This is a genomic window from Ruegeria arenilitoris, from assembly GCF_013032855.1.
Lineage (GTDB): Bacteria > Pseudomonadota > Alphaproteobacteria > Rhodobacterales > Rhodobacteraceae > Ruegeria > Ruegeria arenilitoris.
Genome location: NZ_WQDA01000001.1, coordinates 646,413 through 670,649, shown reverse-complemented (window position 1 = coordinate 670,649; position 24,237 = coordinate 646,413). Strand labels below are relative to the sequence as shown.

The following is a 24,237-nucleotide window of genomic DNA, read 5'->3' as shown; positions in this document are numbered from 1 at the left end:
AAGGCGCGACACAAAGCTGATCCGAAAACCCGGAAACGGCGGATTGCGCAGTCATAATCGAATATTACTATAAAAAATGCAGACTCGACCCGGTGGTCTGTACTAGGCTGCCTGCGGGTGGATACTTCTGAGGGCACCAATGTCTGGCGACCTACGGGAATGGCTGAGCGCCCTTGGGTTGTCCGATTACACCCAAGCGTTCGCGGAAAACAAAATCGACTTTGCAATTCTTCCGGAACTTACGGGCGAGGATTTGCGCGAGATCGGAGTGACCGCCGTCGGCGACCGTCGCCGGTTGCTGCGCGCGATATCCGAGCTGGACGTCCCGGACAACGTCGGCGCATTTGAACCCGAGGTCGAACTGGAGCCGGCAAAACGGCAGGTCACGGTTCTGTTCGCGGACCTGACCGGCTTTACCAAATTGTCCAGCGAACACGACGCCGAAGACATGCACGCGCTGCTGAATGCGTTCTTTGGCAAGGTCGACCGCGCCGTCGAGAAATTTGGAGGCCGGATCGACAAGCATATCGGAGACGCTGTCATGGCGGTGTTCGGGGCGCCGATCTCGCACACCAACGACACCGAACGGGCGGCCCGGGCTGCGTTGGAGATTCACGCCGCGCTGCCCACACTTGACCCGCCCCTGTCCTGCCATATCGGCATCGCCTCAGGGCAGGTCATCGCCAGCACCACCGGAAGCGAGGCCCATACCGAATACACCGTGACCGGGGACGGCGTGAATCTTGCGTCCCGCCTGACCGACATATCTGCGCCGGGTCAAACGTTGGTGTCGGATGATATTCAGCGCGCGCTTGGCCCTCTGTTCGTGGGCGAGGCGATCGGCACCAAAGCGATTAAAGGCCTGAATAAGGATGTCGAAATCTGGCGTCTGGACCGCCTGGCCCGGAACATCCGCACGCGGCGCCACAAATTCATCGGGCGGGAACGCGAGATGTCGTTGTTCTCGGCAACATTCGACCGGTGCCAGCGCCATGGAAAGGGTGAGGTTCACATCATTCTTGGCGAACCCGGTATCGGCAAGACCCACTTTTCGGAACAGGTGGCCGAGCTGGCCGCAAACCGCTCCTATTCGATCCACGGGGGCGTGGTGATGGATTTCGGCACACGCGAGGGACATTCGGCCATCCAGTCCATCGCCCGCAGCCTTCTGGGGCTCGACCCGATCGACGACTCCGATGCCAGCACCGCGGCCGCTCATGACGCGATCAACCGGGGGTGGATCAACCCTGCCAGTTCAGCCCATCTGAACGCTTTGCTCGAACTTGAACAGGATCCCGGATTGGCCGAAGTCTATGCCGCGATGGACAACGCCGCACGCATGCGGGGTCGGCGACAGGTCATCGACGAACTGCTGCAGGCCCGCAGCCGCGAGGCCCCCCTTCTGCTCCAGGTCGAGGACATACATTGGGCGCCACCGGACATTCTGACCATGTGTTCTTACATGGCTGCCGCGACGCGGGACCTGCCTTGCGTTCTGATGATGACCAGCCGGGTCGAAGGCGACCCGATCGATCGGGAATGGCAGATGGGAACGGACGGTGCGCTGGTGTCCAAGCTTGAGCTTTCGCCGATGGGCGACGAACAGGCGCGGAAACTGGTCGAAGAATTCACCGCCATCGACCCCGAGCTGTTGGAAACCTGCGTGCAACGCGCCGGAGGCAATCCGCTGTTTCTCGAGCAACTGCTGCGCAATATCGACGGCCTGACCCGCGACACCGTCCCCGGCAGCATCCAAGGCATCGTGCAATCCCGTCTGGACGGGTTGGATCGTCGAAGCAGAACGGCGATTCAGGCAGCATCGGTTCTGGGGCAGCGGTTCTCGCCCGAAGTTCTGAACTATCTGCTGGGTGAAGGCCATCTGGACACGTCCGACCTGATCCGCTCGGCCCTGATCCGCGAGGCCGGGGCAGATCTGATGTTTGCGCATGCTCTGATCCGCGACGGATCCTATGCGACACTGGTCAAGTCCGAGCGCGCCCGACTGCACCGGCAGGCAGCAAGCTGGTACGAGGGCAAGGACGCCACCTTGCGCGCCCAACACCTGGACCGTGCCGACGCCTCAAACGCAGCCGAAGCCTATCTGGAGGCCGCCGAAAACCTGATCCAGGCCTTCCAGTTTGACGAGGCCAGCCCGCTGATCGAACGCGCGCTCGAGCTTTCGGCGCCGCCGGGTATCCGGTTTGACCTGATGTGTGCCCGCGCGGAAACCCATCGACTTCAGGGCCTGTCGGACGAGGCCCTGAGCGAGTTCAACGAAGCCGCTGCCTTGGCCGAGACTGACGCGCAGATTTGCCGCGTTCATATCGGTCTTGCACAAGCCGCACGCCAGGCCAGCCTGTACCAGGATGCGCTGCACAGCCTCAACATCGCCGAGGCCGCCGCTGAACGTATCGGATCGGAACGGGATCTGGCCCAGATCAGCTATGTTCGCGGAAACATCTATTTCCCATTGGGACGGGTCGCGGATGCTCTGCAAAGCAACGAAAAAGCACTGACGCTGGCGCGCAAACTGGAATCCGTCCGGCTGGAGGTCGGCGCCCTCAGCGGCTTTGGCGATGCGAATTTCATGAATGCCGCCATGCGCACCGCCGCAGGGTTCTACACTCAGGCCGTCGAAAGAGCGCGGGACAAAGGACTGGTCCGGGACCTGGCCGCCAACCTTCACAATCTCAGTGTCGCCCGCAGTTACTCAGGTGACGTGGAGCAAGGTCGGGCCGACGCGCAGGAAGCCATCGAAATCTCGCAGAAGTACTTTGCATTCGTACCGGAATGTGTCGCGCAGACCTGCTTGGGCGTCGCGTGCACCTTTCAGGATGACATGGACGGCGCGCTGCAGGCCTTCATCCGATCCGCCGATATCGCCCAGCGCGTCGGTGCCAAGCGACTCGAGGCTCAGGCGCTGGAACATCTGGCCCGGGCGCAGGTGTATGCCGGGCAAAGGCACGAGGCTGAACAGGTGGGGCTCCGCGCCGTGGAAATCGCGTTGGAACATGGCCGCAACTTTGTCGGCCCCAAGGCACTGTCGGCATTGGCCTTGGCTTTGGACGATCCGGATGCCCAGGATGATTTGTTGGATCAGGGCGTCAGGATACTGGGTGAAGGCTGCGTTGGGCATAGCCACTTGCATTTCTACGCAGATGCATGCGCCGTGATGCTGGCCCGCCAGGATTGGGACCGCGCGATCCGCTTTGCCGACGCCTTGTCCGAGTTCACCGCCCCAGAACCGCTGCCGATGGCCGATCTGTCCATCCGTCACACGCGCCTTCTGGCTGCGACCGGGCAACAGGGCCTCGCCCTGTCTGACCACGCCGAGTTTCCAGAACTTCGATCACAGTTCGACGATCTGGGCGTGGTGCGGTCGTTGATGGGGCATCTGGATTTTCCGGTGGCCGGGATGGCCGGTCAACCGACGGCATGAACCGCATGACGATAGAACAACACGAAGAAACAGGGCGCGGAATGACGGTCGAGAAAAAGGTCTGGGGCCTGTCAGGCCTCGTGTCGCTGATACTGACGGCCGTATTGTTCTACCTTTGGGCATCGCTGAACCATTTCGAGCAGGACCCGACCCAATTGCCGGATCAGGCCTCGGTCGATTCCTATCTGGAGTCGCTGGAGAACGCGCCGGATTATCGGGTCAGGACGGGAATATTCCTCAAATCCTTCAGTTTCGTCGATGCAAGCGATATCCACGTCACGGGCTATGTCTGGCAACACTATCAAACCGGCGTCCATGACGCGATCAAACCCGAACCCGGTCAGGCCGGGTTCCTTCTGCCCGAGTCCGTGGATGTCGGGAGCGGCCTTATCGAAGAAGCCTACCGGATGCCAGAACCCGGTGGTGAAGTGATCGGCTGGTACTTTGAGCAGACCCTGCGCCAGTCCTTCGACTACACCAGCTATCCTTTCGACCACAAAACCGTCTGGGTGCGGTTCTGGCCGGGCCGGTTTGACGTGAACGTCGCCTTGGTTCCCGACTTCGACGCCTATCCCGCGACTGGGCCAAAGGACATCTTCGGGATCGACAACCGCATCGTCATGGGCACCTGGGAACGCGAAAATACCTATTTTGACTACAAGCTGTCTGATTTGGACACGACGCTGGGCATCAACCAGAACGAGTTTCAGACCAGACTGCCCGAGCTGCACTACAACTTTGTCATAAAACGCAATTTTGCGAACGCCTTCGTGGTGCACATGATCCCATTGATCGTAGTCACGATGCTTCTGTTCGGCGCCGTAATGACGGTGACGCGGAAGCCGAACCTGGTCGAACGGCACGATTTCAGCACCTCAAGCGTGATCGGCACCTGCTCGGTCCTTTTCTTCGTGATCCTGCTGGCCCATGTGCAATTGCGCGAGGGTTTTGCCGGGTCACCAGTGATCTACATGGAGTCCTTCTTTTTCCTGATGTACTTCATGCTGCTTGTGGTCTCGGTGAACACCTATCTGTTCGTCTCCGAGTCCGCGCCGTCACTCCGCTTGATCCACTATCATGACAACCTGATTCCAAAGGCCGCGTTCTGGCCTTTTGTCCTGAGCTGCATGATCGCGATCACCGCCTACAACCTCAGCCTCAAGTCACCTCCGTCAACGGATGCGCCCGAGGCGATCACGCATCAGGACGGCTAGCGGCCGCCTCATACCCGGGCTTGAGCGTTCCGGTGGCCATGTCGATCGAGTATTCGTCGACCAACTCGGACGCACCGCTTTCCAGTTCGGCAAGGTATTTTTCCGGATTGGCGATGACGTAGACGTAGGCCGGTTTTTTCACGCCATCCATCAGGACATTGATCCGCTTGCGGACATAGACATTGTCAGCCGCGCCCGGTCCGTGAAAACCCTCGAGCTTGTCGAGTTCCTTCAACCCGCCCGAGGTGACCCGGTAGACCTCGCCCTTGATTGGACGGCCAGTGCCCTTGCGATCCACCAGTGTGGCCATGCGGTGCAGATAGGCACAGTTCGGGTTGTCGCAAAACGGCTCTTTCGGAACGATCAGGGGCATGGGCTGCCGAGTGACCGCCTGTCCAACGAAATCATCCAGAACGTCCGCATGAGCGTCGTGGTTGGGAAATCCTTTTTTGAGCGATCCGTAGGTAAAATACAGATAGGTCTTTTCGCGTTCATCGATCAGGTCGTCTTCGTCTTCCACCTCTTCCGGTTCTGACAGGGCGTGCGTGTTGGCCCATTCGTCCAGCATCGCGCGGATCTCGTCCGACACCCTGATGCCCCTGGACCGCACCCGATCCTGCAGGAAGTGGATCAGAGGGCTTGCATCGATGCTCTCCGCCGCCAGCAGTGTTTCTACCATCTCGGCCGAGTTGTTCATCGCGGCGACATGCAGGCTGGTAAATCCGTGGTCATTGACCGCGTTCACGTTGATACCTCTTGCGATGAGGGCTTTGGCAGCCTCGATGTCCGGTTTTCCCAGATCTTGCCCGTTCTCGGTCAGCTCGCCCTCGCCGCCCGCCGCATAGTGCAGCAGCGTGTCACCATTATGGTCATCGACAATGTCGATACCGGCGACCCCCTCATCTATGGCCTGAAACACCGGCTCCCATTGGGCGAAGTCATCCGAGGCCGCAGCATCCTGCGCCCATTTGCAGATATTGTGTTCGTGGTTTTCCAGCTCTTCGAAGGCTTCTTCCAACACCTCCATGATCTGGTCGGGCGTGGCCATCATGCCGATGCCCATCATTCCGTTCGAAAGGCGCCCTTTGCGGGGACCCACAAGATCAATCCCCAGATCCCGCAGCTTTTCGACATTGTTCTGGGTGGTGACGTTGTTCCACATGTTGGTGTTGCAAGCCGGGCAAAGGATCGCCGGCTTGTTGCGGTACTGCCAGGCCACAAAGACTGAGGTCAGCAGGTTGTCGGCAATGCCATTGGCGATCTTGCCCATCGTGTTGCAGGTGACCGGCGCGACAATGACGCAATCGGCCCAGTCGCACAGCGCAAGATGCGAGGCGCGCAAGGGCATTCCGAACTCGGTATAGCGAAAGTTCCACTCGTCATCGTCGCGGTAGTAGTCATTGTGGGTGATGTAGTCGTCGACTGTCTTGCTTTTCTTCCCGGTCTTTTTTGCCTTGCCGGCTTCGCTGGCCTTGTCGGTCCCAATATCGCGAAAGAACTTTTCGGCCGAAACCGAAGGGATCAGTTTCACGTTGTGACCAGCCTCGGTGATCCGGGCGACCAACTGAGGCACCTTGTCCGCAGCCGACGAGCCGCAGGCGCACAGCAGAACGTTCCGGCGACCGTTTGGCGGGGCTGTCAACCCGCCCTTGGGATACCCGAAGATGTTTTTGTCGAGGCTCGGCGACTCGTGGCGCAGCAAGACAGGCAGACCGGCTTTCTTCATGTCTTCCTGCAGGCCGCCATCCAGGATCATGTCAACGATATCGCTGCGCTTGCCCAGGCATTTCCCATGGAAGAAGAGATAAGGCACCTTTTCCTTGCCGCTTTCCGCCACCAGTTGCCGGCGCATTTTCATAGCGTTGGCCCCGTGTCCAGCGACATCGACCAATTTCAGACCGGTCGCGCCGATATTGGCCAGAATGTTCTTCAGCATGTTCGACCACGGGTCCTCATCCTCGTAGAACAGAACCAGCGGGTTTTCCCGGACGATCCGAGCCACGTCGCTGGGGTCTTCCGGGGGCTGGGTCTCCTCGATCACCAGCATGGCCGGGCTTTTCAGGTCGCGTAGCCCGCGAAAGATTTGCCCGCGCGGCGCCTGCCAGACCTGCGAAGTCGCCGGGCTCATATCTACGACGGTGACAAGGTCGGCCTTCTCGTCATAGGCCACGCACAGGCACCAGAACTCTTCCAGCAGCGCCGTCTCGCGGAACACGTTTTCGGGCGGCCGGATCACCTCGAACCCCAACACGCGGTTGAAGTCGATATTGATCATAAGGTGGCGCCCCTCATGTTCGTTCAGACTGCGCAGCTGATCCCGGAACCAGTCTTGCGGCGACCTTTTGTCCTTGCCGGGTCGTTCCGCATAGCTGCGGAAAGTGCTGCCGATATGCACTTCGGAGGTGCCGGCCAGATACCGCTGGGCCATCTCGCTCATCTTCTTGGCGGTCGAAACGCGGCTCAGCGCCTCGGTGTACGAGGTCTGGGTCGCGATCAGCAGCTTGTCTTCGGTGACCTGGACATCGCCCAAAATCTGCAGGCTTTCGGCCAGAACGCCCAGGCTGTTCATGTTCGGGCTGGCCCGCCGGAACAGGTTGCGGCGCTTCTTGGGATCGCGGGCCAGATACCTGGTGCTGTCCACATAGTTGCAGTCCTGCCGGAAGGTCTGCAGCGTGGTCTTGACCGCTTCGCGCGCCGAGAACCGCAGCAGCCCGCGCGCGCGCATCGAAGTGCCGTCGCGGTCGGACATGGCCGCGTACAGGCGGTCGATCGTGGTGACCCACAGCTTGCCGTATTTTTCGGGATGCACATCCATCATGTGCACCAACCCGGTGCTGGGGTTGCACTTGGCGATCACCGCGAAATGGCCGCCGGGCATGGTGGGCTTGCCATGCGCGACCCCAACTTGAAAATTCGCCACCAGGATATCGTTGTCTCCGCCCAGTCGATTGGATTCGTCAATCGCCTCAAGCAGCAGCGGCACCGAGGTCGTCGCCTCGTCCATGAAGTAGGCCTGGACCTGCACAAGGTCGCGCAGACCCTGCGAATGGATATAGGTGCACGCCACGTCGAACAGTTCACCCAGCGAGATGCCGTCATTGACGACAAAGCTGGTGGGCAGTTCGCAGACGCGGAAGATGTCGTTCACCTCGCAGCTGAAGCCCAGCGCCGACATGCTCAGCGCGGCCGCGGTCACGCTGCAGCAGTTGATCGGCTGCTGGAAATTCTGAAGATGCACGCTGACCAGATCGCCGAACAGCGTGGCGTAGCATTCGCGTCGAATTTCCGCGGGAATATCCAGCCACTCGTTACTGGCCAGAAAGGCCAGCCGAGTGCCGGGCAAGGCCACGGCCTGCAGGCTGACCGGTATGTCGCGGATCTCCAGATGCTCTTCGTAGAAATAGTCCCCGGTATCGGCGGTCGCCAGATCAACGTCGTTCTGGCGCAGCTTCACGATGCCGTCCAAAACCACATACATCCCGCGCGGCGGTAGTACCGTGTCCTCTAGAACTTCGAACAGATCGAAATGCTGCCTGAGCCGCTCGGCGCTCTGCCGCACCTTTTCGCCGGGCAGGACGGCGAATATCTTCTCCCAATCGGCAGATGTGGCTTCAATCGGTTTTGAATTGGAAATCGTCTGTGTGGACACGGCCAGTTCCTCCCCCAAAAAGTCAGTGGCGCAATGGTTTCGTATTTCGTGGTCACTTTCCTGAAATCAGCATTTGTACTTTGTAGTCTCCCCCGCCGGACAAACGGCAGACCGCCCGACGCGTGGCGCCATTCAATGCTGGCTCCACCCCTCAATTTGCGCAGGCAATACGAGCGATACCTGAATTCTTAGTACAGATTGGCAGAAAAATCACTGGGATTGTGGGGTTTACCCAGCTTCGCAATCTGATGCACCGCTGGGGCAGAGCGGCCTTGATTGATCGGGTGATAGACGCCAACGTGCAAGCAACCCGCCAGACCCGCGGCCGGTTCAAAGCAACGGAGCCCCCAATGTCAAAACATGGATATGAATCCGGCCGCCTGAATCTGCCGTTCGTCGGCATCGCCACATTCGGCAAGAAGCCATATGTGCAGGACTGGGACCAGATCGATGCCGATGTCGCCATCCTGGGCGCCCCGTTCGACTTCGGCTGCCAATACCGGTCCGGAGCCCGGTTCGGCCCGCGTGCGGTGCGCGAGGCATCGACTCTGTTCAGCTTTGGTCATGCAGGTGCTTATGATCACGAGGACGATGCCACCTATTTGGGCGAAGAGGTGCGCATCGTCGATCTGGGGGATGCCGACATCATCCACACCAAAACCGAAGCCAGCCACGCGAATATCGAATACGGGGTGCGCAAGATCCTTGAGGCCGGCGCTCTGCCCGTGACGATCGGTGGTGACCATTCCATCAACATTCCCTGCATCAACGCCTTTGATCAGGACTGCGCCCGAAACGGTCCCATTCACGTGGTCCAGATCGACGCACATCTGGATTTCGTGGACGAGCGTCATGGCGTTACGGCGGGCCATGGAAACCCGATGCGGCGGGCGATCGAGAAGGACTATGTCTCGGGTATGACCCAGCTGGGCATCCGCAACGTCTCATCGACGGCGAAAGAAGGTTACGAAGATGCACGCGCGCGCGGCTCCGACATCTTGTCGGTACGGCAGGTCCGCAAGCTGGGGACCGAAGGAGTGTTGGACCGCATCCCCTCGGGCGTCCGATACTACGTGACCATCGACATTGACGCGTTTTGCCCATCCATTGCACCGGGCACCGGAACACCAAGCCACGGCGGTTTTTTGTACTACGACGTTCTGGAAATCCTGCAGGGCCTTGCCCGGAAAGGGCAGGTTGCCGGCATCGACCTTGTCGAAGTTGCCCCGGCCTATGACCCGACCGAAAGCACGCAGATCCTTGCCGCGCAGCTGTTGCTGAACTTCATCGGCTTCATCTTTCACCACAAGGAATGAAAGAAACCCCGGTCACATCAACTCGGAGAGATCAACCAACGGGGTCTCGCGTGTAACCGCGACGGCGTGACTACCGCCCGAGGATTGAACCCGCACGTCCACACGTTCAGCCTGCGAAAACCGGTCGAAGTAATCAAATCTCATTTCACCAAGCGCCTGAAGGTTGCTGCACCTGACCGTATATTCGGCCTGAAATTCGGGCCGGTGATCGTCAGACCCCAAGGCCGAACCGGCTTCGCCGCCGACCAGCGCCACGTTCGCCGTGGCCGTGGCACAACCCGCCTCGGCCGTGACCGCGAACAGGGTCATGGGCTGTGACAGGTCCGAAATGGCGACCGCGACCTTCGCCTTTTCCTCTGCGCTCGAAGCGGGAAGCTCAAAGCCAACGATTTCTGACGCAGGAACAGACAGGGACAGCGTGTACCCCGAATCCAAAAAGGCGATCTTCAGTGCTGCGGGTTTTGGCGCCACTTCCTGCTGCGCGTCCAACGCAAGGGGAAACACGCAAAGGGCAAACGCCAGGGATCTCATCACGCAACCACCACCAACTCAAGAATCACACCATCATTGTATCTTCGCGCCATCCGCAGGCAACGGCGCGCAACGCCGTCTGACCCCGCCGGAAATGGCTAGACAGATTCAGAGAACCCATCCAGCCAACCCGCATTTGGCCAAAACAGCGGCGTGTTTCCCAATTTATTCCCGACTTAAAGACTCGGGTTGACATAACTTACAATTTCACTCAGTTAATATTCATCTCAGCACCCGCACCGGGTGCTCTTGCCCATTCATTTCGACAGGAAGGCCTGAACTTCATGACCCGCGTATTTTCGACGACCAGCCTGGCAGCTTTGCTGATGGCAACGGCGGCAGCCGCCGGCGACGCGCCCGCAAAGGTCGACATTCTGGACACCTATGCTGACATTGCCGAAGCAAAATATGACGACAGCCTGCGTGCTGCCCGCAAGTTGCAGGCCGCCGTTGCCGCGCTGGTTGACCAGCCTTCTGCTGAAAACCTGACCGCCGCACGCCAGGCCTGGGTTGCCGCGCGCGTTCCGTATCAACAGACCGAGGTCTATCGCTTCGGCAATCCCATCGTCGACGAATGGGAAGGCAAGGTGAACGCGTGGCCTCTGGACGAGGGTCTGATCGACTATGTGGATGCGGCCTATGGCGGCGCGACGGACGAAAACGAGCTTGCGGTTCTGAACGTGATTGCCTCGCCCAGCTTTGAGCTGTCTGGCCAGCCGGTCGACGCCACCGAGATCACGCCCGAGCTGCTGTCTGAGACCCTGCACGAGGCCGACGGAATCGAGGCCAATGTGGCAACGGGTTATCACGCCATCGAGTTCCTGCTGTGGGGCCAGGATCTGAACGGTCACGGCGAGGGCGCCGGCAACCGTCCGTGGACCGACTATGCGCAGGACGAGTCCTGCACCGGCGGCAACTGCGATCGCCGGGCCCAGTATCTGGTGGCGGCGACCGACCTGCTGGTCTCGGATCTGGAGTGGATGGCCGCGCAATGGCAGGACGACGGTGCCGCGCGGGCGGCCCTGACCAACGACGCCGACTCGGGCATCAGTGCAATTCTGACGGGCATGGGATCCCTGTCCTATGGCGAACAGGCCGGTGAGCGCATGCGCCTTGGACTGATGCTGAACGACCCGGAAGAAGAGCATGACTGTTTCTCGGACAACACGCACAACAGCCACTACTATGACGGGTTGGGGATTCAGAACGTCTATCTGGGTCGGTATGTCCGGATTGACGGCACTCCGGTTTCGGGTCCGTCCCTGTCGGATTTGGTTGCGGCCTCGGACCCGGCTTTGGACACCGAGATGAAGACAAAGCTGGCCAACACAATGTACGCGCTAGGCCAGATCAAAACCGCAGCCGAGGCCGGATTAGCCTACGATCAGATGCTCGAGCGCGGGAACGTCGGTGGCGAAACGCTGATCATGGGCGGTGTCGAAGGTCTGATCGATCAGACCAAGACGATCGAACGTATCGTGTCCGTGCTGGGCTTGGGCAATGTCGCATTCGAAGGGTCCGACAGCCTCGACAACCCCGACGCCGTTTTCCACTGATGAACCAAAGCAGCCGGGCGCAGCGACCGCTTGCGCCCGACCCTGCGACAAGCTGTGTCTGGACCCGAAGCAAATACCCTACTATTTGACTAGGAATTACGAAAGGCCGAGTCGCCATGATCGTCTGCCACTGCACCAACATCACGGATCACGAGATCCGCGCGGCAATCGACTGGATGCGCGCGGCAGATCCTCAAACCATCATCACGCCGGGCAAGATTTACCATGCTTTGGGAAAATCGGCGGATTGTGGCGGGTGTATGCCGCTGTTTCTGGACACGATGCGCGCAACCGATAACCTCGAAGTACCCATGCAACTCCGCGCCCTGCGCGTGGATGATACACAGGAGATTGCAGATGAAGGGCGACCCCAAAGTCATCGAATACTTAAACAAGTCCCTGCGGCATGAATTGACCGCAGTCAGCCAGTACTGGCTGCATTACCGCCTGCAGGAGGACTGGGGCCTGGGCCACATGGCCAAGAAAAGTCGCGAGGAAAGCATCGAAGAGATGCAGCACGCGGACAAGCTGATCGAGCGGATCATCTTCCTCGGCGGCCACCCCAACCTGCAAAAGCTCGACCCGCTGCGCATCGGCCAGACGCCCAAGGAAACGCTGGAATGCGACCTAGCGGCCGAGATCGACGCCCGGGCCCTGTACAAGGAAGCGCGCGAATACTGCCAACAGGCCGGCGACTTCGTGTCGATGGCGCTGTTCGAACAACTGATGGCCGATGAAGAAGGCCATATCGATTTCCTCGAAACCCAGCTCGATCTGTACGAAAGACTCGGCGAAGCAAATTATGCGCAACTCAATGCATCGAAAATGGACGAGGCCGAATAAGACGGGCCTCTTCGTGGTGGCCGTTTTTGCGGCCACCCCTTCCCTGTCTCAGGATCTGCGGGACAGTCATTTGAACCCCCTCCCCCGAACCGACGCTGAACGGGCACGGATCGCCACAGTCACCGCAGCGCCGTCGGATTTCACGCAGCCCCAGCGCTATGAGGACCTGCCGGCAGGCGCCGCGACGGTGCGCGCCCGGACCGATGCGGATGCGTTCTCGCAACCCTCGGCCAACCTGAGCTTTGAGCAGGAGCTGGATTTCAAGGTCGGCAACGGGCTGTTCAAGAAGGTCTGGGTGTCGTCTCCGTCCTCGACTCTGGCCTCGGATGGGCTAGGGCCGCTGTTCAACGCCCGGTCGTGCCAACGCTGTCACATCAAGGACGGGCGTGGCCACACCCCGGCCGGACCCGAAGACAACGCCATTTCGATGTTCCTGCGCGTTTCCATCCCCGGAACGCCCGCGGACGCGCCGGAGGAGATCGCGGGGTATCTCGCCACCCTGCCCGAACCCACCTATGGCGGCCAGATGCAGGATTTCGCCCTGCCCGGCCACCAGGCCGAATACCGGCTGGACATCACCTACGAGGAAATCCCGGTGGAACTGTCCGACGGCGAAGCCGTGTCGCTGCGCAAGCCCACCTACAGAGCGGCCGATCTGGGCTATGGGCCGTTGCACCCGGACGCGATGCTCAGCCCACGCGTGGCGCCGCAGATGATCGGTCTGGGCCTGCTCGAGGCGATCCCGGCCGAGGACATCCTGGCCAAGGCCGACCCCGACGACGCCGATGGGGACGGGATCTCGGGGCGGCCCAACATCGTGTGGTCGACGGAATTCGGCGAACCCATGCTGGGCCGGTTCGGGCTGAAGGCGGGCATGCCGACGATCATGGAGCAGTCGGCCGCGGCCTTCGCCGGCGATATCGGCATTTCCAGCCCGCTCTACCCCGCGCCATTTGGCGACTGCACCCCGGCCCAGGCCGATTGCCAGACCGCCCCGCATGGTGACGGCGACGAGCGCGGCTTCGAGATCGACCAGCAGGGCATGGATCTGGTGGCCTTCTACAGCCGCAACCTGGGCGTTCCCGCCCGCCGCGATGTGGATGACCCGCAAGTTCTGCGCGGGAAAGAGGTTTTCCACACCATTGGCTGCGCGTCCTGTCACACGCCTGCTTTCGTCACCCACCGTCTGCCCGACCGGCCCGAGCACAGTTTCCAGCTGATCTGGCCCTACACGGACCTGCTGCTGCACGACATGGGCGAGGGACTGGCCGACAACCGCCCCGAGGCCCGCGCCACGGGCCGCGAATGGCGTACCGCGCCACTGTGGGGCATCGGCCTGACCGAACGGGTCTCGGGGCATACCCAGTTCCTGCATGATGGCCGGGCGCGCTCGCTTCTCGAAGCGGTCCTGTGGCACGGCGGCGAGGCCCAGGCCGCGCGCGATGCAGTCGTTTCCATGCCCAAACCCGACCGCGATGCGTTGATCCGGTTCCTGGAGAGTCTCTGACCCATGCGCCTGATTGCCGTGATCCTTTCCGCATTGATCCCGCTCTGCGCGGTGGCACAAAGCCGCGATGCGATCCTGACCGACGTGACCCAGGCCCATATCCTGCCGCGTTTCGAGCAACTTGTCGAATTGACCGCCACGCTGGATGCTGCCGCACGAGCCGACTGCGCGCCGGGGTCCGCCGATCTGCGCGCGGCCTATCACGCCGCCTTCGACGCCTGGATATCCGCCAGCCACCTGCGGTTCGGCCCGACCGAGGTCGGAGACCGTGCCTTTGCCCTGGCCTTCTGGCCCGACAGCAAAGGGTTCACGCCCAAGGCGCTGTCGGCGATGATCGCGGCCGAAGACCCGGCCATTGCCGACCCCGATGCCTTTGCCGAAACCTCGATCGCGGGGCGCGGCTTCCTCGCGCTCGAGAGGATGCTATACGACCCGGCCTTTGCCGATCAGGGCGATGCGGCCTATCGCTGCGGGTTAATCCGCGCCATCGCCGCCGACATCCACCGCACCGCCCGGGCCATCGACCGGGACTGGCACGGCTATGCCCGCACCATGACCCAACCCGGGCCGGACAGACCCTATCGGTCCTCCGACGAAGCCCTGCAGGAGCTCTACAAGGCCCTGACCACTGGGCTCGAATTCACAGCCGATACGCGTCTGGGCCGCCCGATGGCCAGTTTCGACCGCCCCCGCCCCAACCGGGCCGAGGCCCGCCGGTCGCTGCGGTCGCTGCGGCACGTGGAACTGTCGCTGGTGGCGCTGCGCGACCTGGCGGCGCGGCTGGCGGCCGATCACCCACAGATTGCCGCCGCGCTGGACGACGCCTTTGCCCGCAGCATCGCCCGGGCGCAGGCGCTGGACGATCCCGCACTGGCCGGCGTGGCCGAGCCCCAGGGGCGGCTGCGGATCGAGGCGCTGCAGCAGTCGATCAACGACATCCGCAGCTTGGCCGCCGCGCAGTTGGGTCCGACCCTGGGCATAAGCGCCGGGTTCAATTCATTGGACGGAGACTGACCGATGACCAGCCGCCGAGGGTTCCTGGCCGGTTTGGCAGCGGCCACTCTTGCCCCCCTGCCGGGCTGGGCTGAGGTCGGTTCGCCCGATTTCCTGTCGGCTGCGCTGTTCGACGATGGGTCGTACCGCCTGGTCGGGCTGACCGGTTCAGGAGAGTTTCGGTTCTCGGTCCCCCTGCCCGGCCGCGGGCATGCCGCCGCCGCCCATCCCCATCTGGCGCGGGCCGTTGCATTCGCGCGCCGTCCGGGGCGATTTGCGCTTGTGATCGATTGCGCGACCGGGGACCAGATGACCCGGCTCGAGGCGCCGGCCGGGCGTCATTTCTATGGCCACGGCGCATTTTCGCCCGACGGCCGCCGGTTGTTCACCACCGAAAACGACTATGAGGCTGGCACCGGGGTCATCGGCGTCTGGGACGCGGCCGAGGGCTATGCCCGAATGGGCGAGTTTTCTTCGGCGGGGGTCGGCCCCCATGACGTAGTGTTGATGCCCGACGGCAAATCTCTTGCCATCGCCAACGGCGGCATCGAAACCCACCCGGATACCGGGCGCAGCAAGTTGAACCTGCCGACCATGCGCCCGAACCTGACCTATGTCAGCCTCGACGGATCGGTTCTGGAACAGGTCGAGCTGCCCGCGGCGCTGCACAAAAACTCGATCCGGCATCTGGCCGTTCGTGCGGATGGCCTGCTGGCCTTCGCGATGCAGTGGCAGGGCGACCTGTCCCACAAGCCGGCCCTGCTGGGGCTGAATCGGCGGGGCGGCCGTTACCACCTTCTGTCCGCGCCGGATGACATTCAGGCGACGCTGGCCGGCTATGCAGGCAGTGTCGCCTTTTCCGCCGAGGGGCGTCAGGTCGCCATCACCTGCCCACGCGGCAACGCGCTGCACGTCTTTGATGCCGAGGCAGCTCGTTTTGTCAGCGCCCATTCGCTCGGCGACGTGTGCGGGTTGGGCCCCGGGCCATCCGGCTTTGTCTTTACCACCGGGCATGGCGATGTGGGGCATCTGGTTGGGTCAAACCCGGCGGTATCGCCCCATCCTCGGGTCCGTTGGGACAACCATCTGGTTCCCATTCGCCCTGCGATCTGAATTGGGCTAACCTCCGATACAGATTACACTTGGAAGAATCGAACGGCTGCCGTATTGGCGGGCGAAATTTCCACGCCTGCAACGCAAGGACTGACTTGATTGAAACAAACGCCCGTCGCACCGCATTCCATCTACGGGGTTGAAAAATGGGGCAAGGGTCTCATCGAGGTGACGGAGGACGGCGAGATCAGTCTGCGCAATCCCATGGCACCCGATGCGGCGGCCATCAGCCTGCCCGGTATTCTGCACGACCTTGATCAGCGCGGGATCAAGGCGCCGATGATCCTGCGCATCAGCTCGTATCTGGAACGCGAAATCGCGCATATCAACGAAAGCTTCCGCGATGCGATTGCGCGTACCGGCTACAAGGGGTCCTATCGCGGCGTGTTCCCGATCAAGGTGAACCAGCAGGCGCAGGTCGTCGACCGGATCGTCGAGTTCGGCAAGCAATACAATTACGGGCTCGAGGCCGGATCGAAGCCCGAGCTGGTAATCGCACTGGCGCACCGTCTGGCCCCCGAGGCGCTGATCGTGTGCAACGGCGTCAAGGACGCGGAGTTCATCGAGCTGGCCATCCTCAGCCGCAAGATCGGGTTCAACACGGTCATCGTTCTGGAAAGCCCGAAAGAGGCAGACACGGTCATCGAGGTCTACAAACGGCTGGGCATCGAGCCGCTGCTGGGCGTGCGGGTGAAACTGACCAACCAGATCAGCGGCAAATGGCAGGAAAGCTCGGGGGATCGGTCGACCTTTGGCATGAACACCGATCAGCTGGTCGCGGTCGTCGACAAGCTGCGCGATGCGGGCCTTCTGCATTGCCTGAAGCTGCAGCATTCGCATCTGGGCAGCCAGGTGCCCGACGTGAACGACGTGCGCCGCGCCGTGGGCGAAGCCTGCCGTTATTACACCGAACTGACCCGCGAGGGCGTGCCGCTGACCCACCTGGATCTGGGCGGCGGCATGGGCGTCGATTACACGGGCGAGAAGAAGGCGACCGAGAACTCGATCAACTACACGGTCGAGGAATACTGCGCCAATGTGGTGGAGACCGTGGCCTATGCCATGGACGAGGCCGAGGTGGACCACCCCACGCTGGTGACCGAGAGCGGCCGCGCGGTGGTGGCGACCTCGTCGATGCTGGTGTTCAACGTGCTTGAAAGCACGCTCTATGACGCACCCAACGGCCCCGAGGTGGAACCCGACGACCACCACATGGTGTCCGATCTGGCGGCGGTGAACGGGTACCTCAGCCACGACCGGCTGCAGGAATGCTGGAACGACGCCACCTTCTACCGCAACGAGTTGCGCGCCCTGTTTCGCCGCGGTTACGTGGACCTGCGCCAGATGGCCCGGGCCGAGCGCATCTACTTGTCGCTGATGGCGCGGATCAAGGCGCTGGCGGCCTCGGACGAGGTTGAAACCGATGTGGATGACCAGTTGGAAAAGCTGGCGGACATCTATCACTGCAACTTCTCGCTGTTCCAGTCGCTGCCCGATGTCTGGGCGATCGACCAGCTGCACCCGATCGTGCCGCTGCAGATGCTGGACCAGGCCCCCGACCGCCGCGCGGTACTGTCCGACATCACCTGCGACAGCGACGGCAAGATCGACCGGTTCATTCTGGCCGACGGTGTCTCGCCCAGCCTGCCGGTGCATTCCCTGCCCGAAGATCGCGACTATTACATGGGCGTGTTCTTCGTCGGCGCCTATCAGGAAACCCTAGGCGACCTGCACAACCTGTTCGGCGACACCAACGTGGTCACCATCGACCTGCGCGCCGATGGCGGGTTCGACCTGCTGCATGAACAGGAGGGTGACACGATCAGCGAAGTCCTGTCCTATGTCGAGTTCGACCCAAGCGACTGCATCGCTGCCTTCCGCAAGATGGTCGACGAGGCGATCTCGACAGGCACGCTCAAGGCGAATGAACGCAAAACCCTGATGACTGCCTATCGCGACAGCATCAACGGCTATACCTACTACGAATAACCCCGGCGAAAGGAGAATTTCCCATGGGCAAGACACTGGTTGTTGGCGCGGGTGGCGTCAGCCACGCCGCCGTGCACAAGATGGCGATGAATTCCGACATCTTCACCGAGATCACGCTGGCCAGCCGCACCAAGGCGAAATGCGATGCCATCGCCAAATCGGTCAAGGAACGCACCGGCGTCGACATCAAAACTGCCGAGCTTGACGCCTACAAGGTCGCCGACACCGTCAAGCTGATCAAGGACACCGGGGCCGAGCTTCTGGTGAACCTGGCCTTGCCCTATCAGGACCTTGTGCTGATGGATGCCTGCCTCGAGGCCGGGTGCCACTATCTCGACACCGCCAACTATGAGCCCGAGGACGAGGCCAAGTTCGAATACCACTGGCAGTGGGCCTATCAGGACAAGTTCAAGCAGGCCGGCCTGACCGCGATCCTCGGCTCGGGCTTCGATCCCGGCGTGACCAGCGTCTTTGCCAAGTGGCTCAAGAAACACAAGCTGGACTCGATCCGCCAGATCGACGTTCTGGACGCCAATGGCGGCCAGAACGATCAGGAATTCGCCACCAACTTCAACCCCGAGATCAACCTGCGCGAAGTACTGGCCGACGCCCGCCACTGGGAAGGCGGCGAGTGGAAAGTGACGCCGGCCATGACCCACAAGGTCGAGTTCGACTTCCCCGGCATCGGGCCGAAGAACATGTACCTCATGTATCACGAGGAACTGGAGTCACTCTCGACCCACTTCCCCGAGATCGAGCGCGCCCGTTTCTGGATGACCTTCGGCGATGCCTACATCACCCATGCCAAGGTGCTGCAGAATGTCGGCATGACCCGGATCGACCCGGTGGTGCACAACGGGGTCGAGATCATTCCGATCCAGTTCCTGAAGACCCTGCTGCCCGATCCCGGCGATCTGGGCGCCGAAACCAAGGGCAAGGCCTGCATCGGCGACATCGCCACCGGCCAGGCCAAGGGCGGCTCGGGCGAAAAGACCTACTACATCTACAACATCTGCGACCACGAGGAATGCTACCGCGAGGTCGGCAGCCAGGCCGTCAGCTACACCACCGGCGTCCCCGCCATGATCGGCGCGGCGCAAGTGCTGAAAGGCAACTGGCGCGAGCCGGGCGTTTGGAACATGGAGCAGCTCGACCCGGATGATTTCATGGACATGCTGAACAAGCATGGCCTGCCTTGGCAGGTCCACGAACTCGACGGCCCGGTCGAGTTCTGAACCCTCGGGGCGGTCCGCGCGACCGCCCTGCTTCATCTGGCCCAAAATATCCCGGGGGGTCGCCATTGGTCCGAGCGACAATGGCGACAAGTCGCACCCCCGGCTTATCCACCAATCGGAGACGCCGGACATGACCCAACTGATGCAGACACAGGCCGGAGACGCCGGTGCCTTCCGCACCTTCGACCTCAATCGCGTTCCTACGCCTTGCTTCGTCGTCGACGAAAAGGCAGTGGAGCGAAACCTTGCGGTTCTGGCCGATATCGGCGAGCGGTCCGGCGCACATATTCTGTCCGCGCTCAAGGCCTTCTCCATGTTCGCTCTGGCCCCGCTGGTGCGCCAGTATATCGGCGGCACCTGCGCCAGCGGCATCTACGAGGCCCGGCTGGGCCGCGAGGAATATGGCGGCGAGGTCGCGACCTTCTGCGCGGGCTACAAGGAAACCGACATCGACGAAATCCTTGCGCTCTCAGATCACATCATCTTCAACAGCCCCGCGCAGAAAGACCGCTTTTTGGCCAAGGCACAGGCCGCCGGGCGGCAGGTCGGGCTGCGCATCAACCCCGAACATTCCGAAGGCGAGGTTGCGAAATACGACCCCTGCGCCCCGTGCTCGCGCCTCGGCACCCCGGTCAGCCAACTAGACGCCAAGGCGCTGGAGGGCGTGGATGGCCTGCACATGCACACGCTCTGCGAACAGGGGTTCGAGCCGCTGGCGCGCACATGGGCGGCGATCGAACCGAAGCTCGCGCCATTCCTGAACAGCCTGAAATGGCTGAATTTCGGCGGCGGCCACCACATCACCCGCAACGACTATGACCGCGACGGGCTGGTGGAGTTCATCAAACACATCCGCGCCAAATACGGCGTCGAGGTCTATCTGGAACCCGGCGAGGCGGTGGCGCTGGATGCGGGCATCCTGGTGGGTGAAATCCTCGACCTGCCGCACAACGGCGTGGACCTGGCAATCACCGACGTCTCGGCCACCTGCCACATGCCCGACGTGATCGAGGCCCCCTATCGCCCCGCCCTGATGGACGAAGCCGAAACCGGCCATACCTATCGCCTGGGCGGCCCCTCGTGCCTCGCGGGCGACGTGATCGGCGACTACACTTGGGCCGAGCCGCTGCAGATCGGGCAGCGCTTTGCCTTCCTCGATCAGGCGCATTACTCGATGGTCAAGACCAACACGTTCAACGGTGTGCCTCTGCCCACCATCGCCCTGTGGAACAGCGAAACCGATGACCTGAAGATCATCAGGGAATTCGGCTACGACGACTTCAAAGAGAGGCTTTCATGAGCATTTTCCTCGACAGCGAACTGACCGAGGCCGAACGCAGCGAAGACGCCCGGTTCCGTGTCATCCCGGTGCCGTTGGAACGGACGGTCTCCTACGGTTCGGGCGCTGCAGGCGGCCCCGCCGCGATCATCGCAGCCAGCAATGAACTCGAACGCATCACTGGACATTCCGAACCCTGTGTCGATGGCATCTTCACCGAACCTTCGCTGGATTGCACCGGCCCGCTGCCGGACGTCATGGAGCGTCTGGCCCAGCGCACCGAGGCCGCGATCCGCGCCGGCAAGGTGCCGGTCACGCTGGGCGGTGAACACTCGCTGAGCTATGGCGCGGTGATGGGCGTGGCCCGCGCATTGGGTCAGCCCCTCGGCATCGTGCAGATCGACGCCCATGCCGATCTGCGCAACGCCTATCAGGGCGAGAAACACAGCCACGCCTCGGTCATGCATCTGCTGGCCGAGGAAGGCGTCCGTCTGGCGCAATTCGGCGTACGCGCCTTCTCGACCGAAGAAGCCAAAAGCCGTCTGAGGAACCGTGTCTTCCATGTGGATGCCGAAGAGCTGGTCACCGGCAACATTCATGCCGTCGACCTGCCCGAGGACTTTCCCGAACTGGTCTATGTCAGCTTTGACGTCGACGGGCTGGACCCGTCATTGATGCCCGCAACCGGCACGCCGGTTCCGGGCGGGCTGGGATACTATCAGGCGCTGCATCTGGTCGAACACGCCTTGAAAGGCCGCCGCTGCGTGGGCTTCGACGTGGTCGAACTGGCCCCGGACGGCAACGCGGCGTGGGATTTCACTACGGCACAGATCGTCTATCGCCTGATGGCCTCCTGCTAGTCCTCGGCGGTTTCGTTGAGTTCCATGTGCCCCTCGCCCTTGTTCAACACGCGGCGCAGCATGGGCTCGAAGAACTCCAGTGGCCTGGTCGGATAGTCCGGGTCGAACGCCTTCTGATCGTATTCGTGGCAGAAATAGCGGCAGTCCTCCCAGTAAGGGCTGTCGCGATACTTGTCGCGCGCATTGCGGTCTCCGCCCAGATGGTGATTGTAGTAATAGCCCTGGAACACACAGTGATGTTTCAAAATCCAATGGGTGCGTTCGCTGACATAGGGCTTCATCATCGCCGCTGACAGCTCGCCGTGGTTGTAGGGTGACAGGATGTCCCCGGTGTCATGGATCAGAGCAGCCACGACCAGTTCCTCATCCGCGCCATCCTCGTAGGCCCGCGTCGCGGCCTGCAGGCTGTGCTGATACCGGTTGACCGGATAGGGTGTCCATTCCTCGTCCAAGGACCGGATCGCGTCCAGAATCCGGTCGGGCAAAGCCGCGTTGTACGCCTCTTCATATTCCATGACGGCGTCCCAATCGGCCTTGGTGGCCTCTTCGAAACTGGTCCAGGTGGGTTTGTGGCTTTTGTCCAGCATGGCGGGTCCTTTGTCTGCGGGTCACAGCCAGACTAGTCGCGACCAACCAATAGAAAAAATGAATTGATTTTATCACGTCGATCAAAAAATACTTTCACATGCAGATGCGTGAGCTCGAAACGTTTTTATGCGTGGCGGAAACCGGTGGGTTCCATGCTGCGGCCCGACGGATGAACGTGACACAGACGGCTGTCAGTGCACGGATCCGCCAGCTTGAGGCCGCCACGGGCAAAGCCCTGTTTTCACGTGGTGCCGGCGGTACCAGCCTCACCGACTTCGGGGCACAGTTCAAACCCTATGCCGAACAGATGCTGTCGCTTTGGTCCTTCGCCTCGCAGGACCTGCCGGCCCAAAGTCAGGGTCGTGTGGCCCTTCGCTTGGGCGCTCAGCTCAGCATCTGGGACCCGCTTCTGGTCGATCTGGCCGTCCGGTTCGAGCAGAGGTTTGGCAAACTTCTGTTGACGCTCAACTATGACCACACGCTGAACATGGCCGAGGCCGTTGCTTCGCACGTTCTGGACGTGGCTTTGACACATGAGAGGCCATCGCGGTCCGGGATTTCGTGCCAGGAATTGCCGCCCGAGCACTTGATCCTTGTCGAGACGCCCCATCTGGCTGAGTCCGGTACCGATCCTGTTTTCATCAATCTCGAACTTGGTGAAGGCTATCAGGAACATATACGCGGTCTTGCCCGGCTGTCTGCTGGGCAAACCGTGTTTCTGGGCAATTGCATGATGGCACTGCGCTATATCCTGCAACGCGGTGGGCGCGGTTTTTTCCCGCTCAGCGTCGTCGCCCCGCACCTTGAAAGTGGCGCGCTGCGCAAAGTCGAGGAAGCGGCACCACTAATTCTACCGGTCCACCTGGTCTCGCGCGCCGAGGATGACCACGCAAAACTGTTGGATGAATTATACCAGTGCCTGTCAGAGCTGCGGGGCTGACCTCAGGCCGGGGATGGCGCGGGTGCGGCAGTTCTCACCCGCCGGCGAATGATCGGTCTTCCGGCGAAAGCGAGGAACACGGCCGATATTGCGAACCCGACAACGGCCGGACCATAGAGCAGCGGCCAAAGCTTCGCATCCTTGATCACCACCGGAGATACGAACCCACGTACGCCTTCCAACAAGACAAGAATCGTGAATGCTGCGAATATCTGTGGCCAAAGGCCGAACCGGGAAAAACTGCCCAGCATCAGCGTCGAATACCCAACCAGCGCCACCGTGATGCAGATCGCGATCCATGAGAACCGTTGGTGCAGCTCTTCCACCAATTCCCCCAACGGGTAGCCATCCGCCGCGGCGACAGCGTCAAGATCGCCCAACAACTCGATCGTCGGAATCGCCTCAAGACTGCGGCGTCCATTGTCAGTGTTTCGGGACAGCTCTGAAATGTCGTATGATGCATCGTCGAAAAGGGTCGACGACAGGGTCTTGCCTTCCTTGTTCAGCCGCAGTGCAACCCCATCCACCATCACCAGATGAACGCCGGATCCGTTGTTCACCAGATAGGCGGACGTGCTGGAGTATGTGGCGGGGTTTTCCTGATCGCGACGGTCGGACACGAACACCTCGTGCAATGTGCCATCCAGATCAATCCGACCGATATAGACGGTCACGCCCCGAGCCGGGTGCATGAACTCCCCCTCGTTGAGCAACTGAGCGGTGATGTCACCTGCCACCTCGGCCTGGCGCAATTCCAGCTGTTCTACGGATGCGGGCCGCAGAATGACGCTGACGATCGCCATCATCAGCCCCGCCACCAGACCAAACAGCAACACCGCCCGGCCCAGCCGCCATGGGCTGGACCCGGTGGCCAGCATCACGGTCAGCTCGCTTTCCCGGCTCAGCCGGTTGGTGGCATAGACTGCGGCGGCAAAGACCGCCATCGGCATGACCGTTCGGACAAGCGTCGGCAGGGTCAGCGCCGTGAACTCCAGAAACACCATAGCTGACTGGCCGCCGCTGATGACGTGTTCGAACAGGCTGACCGAGCGGGTGATCCAGAACACGCCCACCAGAACAAGCGTGAAAAAGCCGAAAAGAACCAATAGCTGCCGCAGGAAATACCCATCAAAGCGCGACATGTGACCTCTTTCGGCTGTTTTATCCTAGCGGGACATTAGGCCA

The 24,237-nt window shown here is 61.5% G+C and carries 18 protein-coding genes; 14 read left to right on the top strand and 4 right to left on the bottom strand.

From position 1 onward, the window contains the following. Positions 1–139: 139 nt before the first annotated feature. Positions 140–3,439, top strand: coding sequence for an adenylate/guanylate cyclase domain-containing protein (locus GOW72_RS03180; RefSeq protein WP_170365076.1), 3,300 nt, complete (start codon positions 140–142; stop codon positions 3,437–3,439). Between the two features lie 41 nt (positions 3,440–3,480). Further along, entirely contained in the window at positions 3,481–4,653 is a 1,173-nt protein-coding gene (locus GOW72_RS03175) for a hypothetical protein (RefSeq protein ID WP_170365074.1), read from the top strand. Here GOW72_RS03175 and GOW72_RS03170 read toward each other — a convergent pair. Continuing rightward, a complete protein-coding gene (locus GOW72_RS03170) occupies positions 4,634–8,302 on the bottom strand; it encodes a flavoprotein (protein WP_170365071.1) in 3,669 nt (1,222 codons plus the stop codon). The genes GOW72_RS03175 and GOW72_RS03170 overlap by 20 nt on opposite strands. A 350-nt stretch (positions 8,303–8,652) precedes the next feature. Between GOW72_RS03170 and speB (GOW72_RS03165) the strand changes: the two genes are divergently transcribed. Then, entirely contained in the window at positions 8,653–9,618 is a 966-nt protein-coding gene (speB, locus tag GOW72_RS03165; protein WP_170356956.1) for an agmatinase, read from the top strand. 12 nt (positions 9,619–9,630) lie between these two features. Here the strand turns inward: speB (GOW72_RS03165) and GOW72_RS03160 are convergent, their stop codons facing one another. Continuing rightward, positions 9,631–10,149 carry a ZrgA family zinc uptake protein gene (locus GOW72_RS03160; RefSeq protein ID WP_170365069.1) on the bottom strand — a complete coding sequence of 173 codons (519 nt, stop codon included), beginning with the start codon at positions 10,147–10,149 and terminating at the stop codon, positions 9,631–9,633. Positions 10,150–10,433: 284 nt separating this feature from the next. On the opposite strand from GOW72_RS03160, the gene GOW72_RS03155 reads away from it, so the two are divergent. The 10 genes from GOW72_RS03155 to speB (GOW72_RS03110) all read left to right on the top strand — a co-directional run bounded on the left by GOW72_RS03155 (position 10,434) and on the right by speB (GOW72_RS03110) (position 21,524). Beyond that, positions 10,434–11,705 carry an imelysin family protein gene (locus GOW72_RS03155; RefSeq protein ID WP_170365067.1) on the top strand — a complete coding sequence of 424 codons (1,272 nt, stop codon included), beginning with the start codon at positions 10,434–10,436 and terminating at the stop codon, positions 11,703–11,705. A 116-nt stretch (positions 11,706–11,821) separates the two neighbouring features. Beyond that, the gene (locus GOW72_RS03150) at positions 11,822–12,115 is read left to right on the top strand and encodes a (2Fe-2S)-binding protein (RefSeq protein WP_170365064.1); all 294 of its coding nucleotides are present in this window, start codon (positions 11,822–11,824) and stop codon (positions 12,113–12,115) included. Then, positions 12,063–12,548 (top strand): bacterioferritin, encoded by a 486-nt coding sequence (gene bfr, locus GOW72_RS03145; protein ID WP_149776400.1) that lies wholly within the window; start codon positions 12,063–12,065, stop codon positions 12,546–12,548. The genes GOW72_RS03150 and bfr overlap by 53 nt, the downstream gene beginning before the upstream one ends. Beyond that, positions 12,520–14,055, top strand: coding sequence for a di-heme oxidoreductase family protein (locus tag GOW72_RS03140; protein WP_217358083.1), 1,536 nt, complete (start codon positions 12,520–12,522; stop codon positions 14,053–14,055). Before bfr ends, GOW72_RS03140 begins: the two co-directional genes overlap by 29 nt. Positions 14,056–14,058: 3 nt before the next feature. After that, entirely contained in the window at positions 14,059–15,069 is a 1,011-nt protein-coding gene (locus GOW72_RS03135; protein WP_170365059.1) for an imelysin family protein, read from the top strand. Positions 15,070–15,072: 3 nt separating this feature from the next. After that, positions 15,073–16,161 (top strand): DUF1513 domain-containing protein, encoded by a 1,089-nt coding sequence (locus GOW72_RS03130; RefSeq protein ID WP_170365056.1) that lies wholly within the window; start codon positions 15,073–15,075, stop codon positions 16,159–16,161. 99 nt (positions 16,162–16,260) lie between these two features. After that, a complete protein-coding gene (speA, locus tag GOW72_RS03125) occupies positions 16,261–18,150 on the top strand; it encodes a biosynthetic arginine decarboxylase (protein WP_170356950.1) in 1,890 nt (629 codons plus the stop codon). 23 nt (positions 18,151–18,173) lie between these two features. Beyond that, the gene (locus GOW72_RS03120; protein ID WP_170365054.1) at positions 18,174–19,385 is read left to right on the top strand and encodes a saccharopine dehydrogenase family protein; all 1,212 of its coding nucleotides are present in this window, start codon (positions 18,174–18,176) and stop codon (positions 19,383–19,385) included. Between the two features lie 130 nt (positions 19,386–19,515). Continuing rightward, positions 19,516–20,685: a carboxynorspermidine decarboxylase gene (nspC, locus tag GOW72_RS03115; protein ID WP_170365051.1), complete on the top strand. Its 1,170-nt coding sequence runs from the start codon at positions 19,516–19,518 to the stop codon at positions 20,683–20,685. Then, on the top strand, positions 20,682–21,524 hold the full coding sequence (gene speB / locus GOW72_RS03110) for an agmatinase (protein ID WP_170365049.1): 843 nt from the start codon (positions 20,682–20,684) through the stop codon (positions 21,522–21,524). Before nspC ends, speB (GOW72_RS03110) begins: the two co-directional genes overlap by 4 nt. Here speB (GOW72_RS03110) and GOW72_RS03105 read toward each other — a convergent pair. Then, entirely contained in the window at positions 21,521–22,111 is a 591-nt protein-coding gene (locus tag GOW72_RS03105; RefSeq protein WP_170339515.1) for an HD domain-containing protein, read from the bottom strand. The genes speB (GOW72_RS03110) and GOW72_RS03105 overlap by 4 nt on opposite strands. Before the next feature lie 104 nt (positions 22,112–22,215). Here GOW72_RS03105 and GOW72_RS03100 point away from each other — a divergent pair, with 104 nt between their 5' ends. Further along, positions 22,216–23,052 carry a LysR family transcriptional regulator gene (locus GOW72_RS03100; RefSeq protein ID WP_170365047.1) on the top strand — a complete coding sequence of 279 codons (837 nt, stop codon included), beginning with the start codon at positions 22,216–22,218 and terminating at the stop codon, positions 23,050–23,052. A 2-nt stretch (positions 23,053–23,054) separates the two neighbouring features. On the opposite strand, the gene lptF is transcribed toward GOW72_RS03100, so the two are convergent. Further along, positions 23,055–24,194 carry an LPS export ABC transporter permease LptF gene (lptF, locus tag GOW72_RS03095; protein ID WP_170365045.1) on the bottom strand — a complete coding sequence of 380 codons (1,140 nt, stop codon included), beginning with the start codon at positions 24,192–24,194 and terminating at the stop codon, positions 23,055–23,057. Positions 24,195–24,237: the final 43 nt, after the last annotated feature.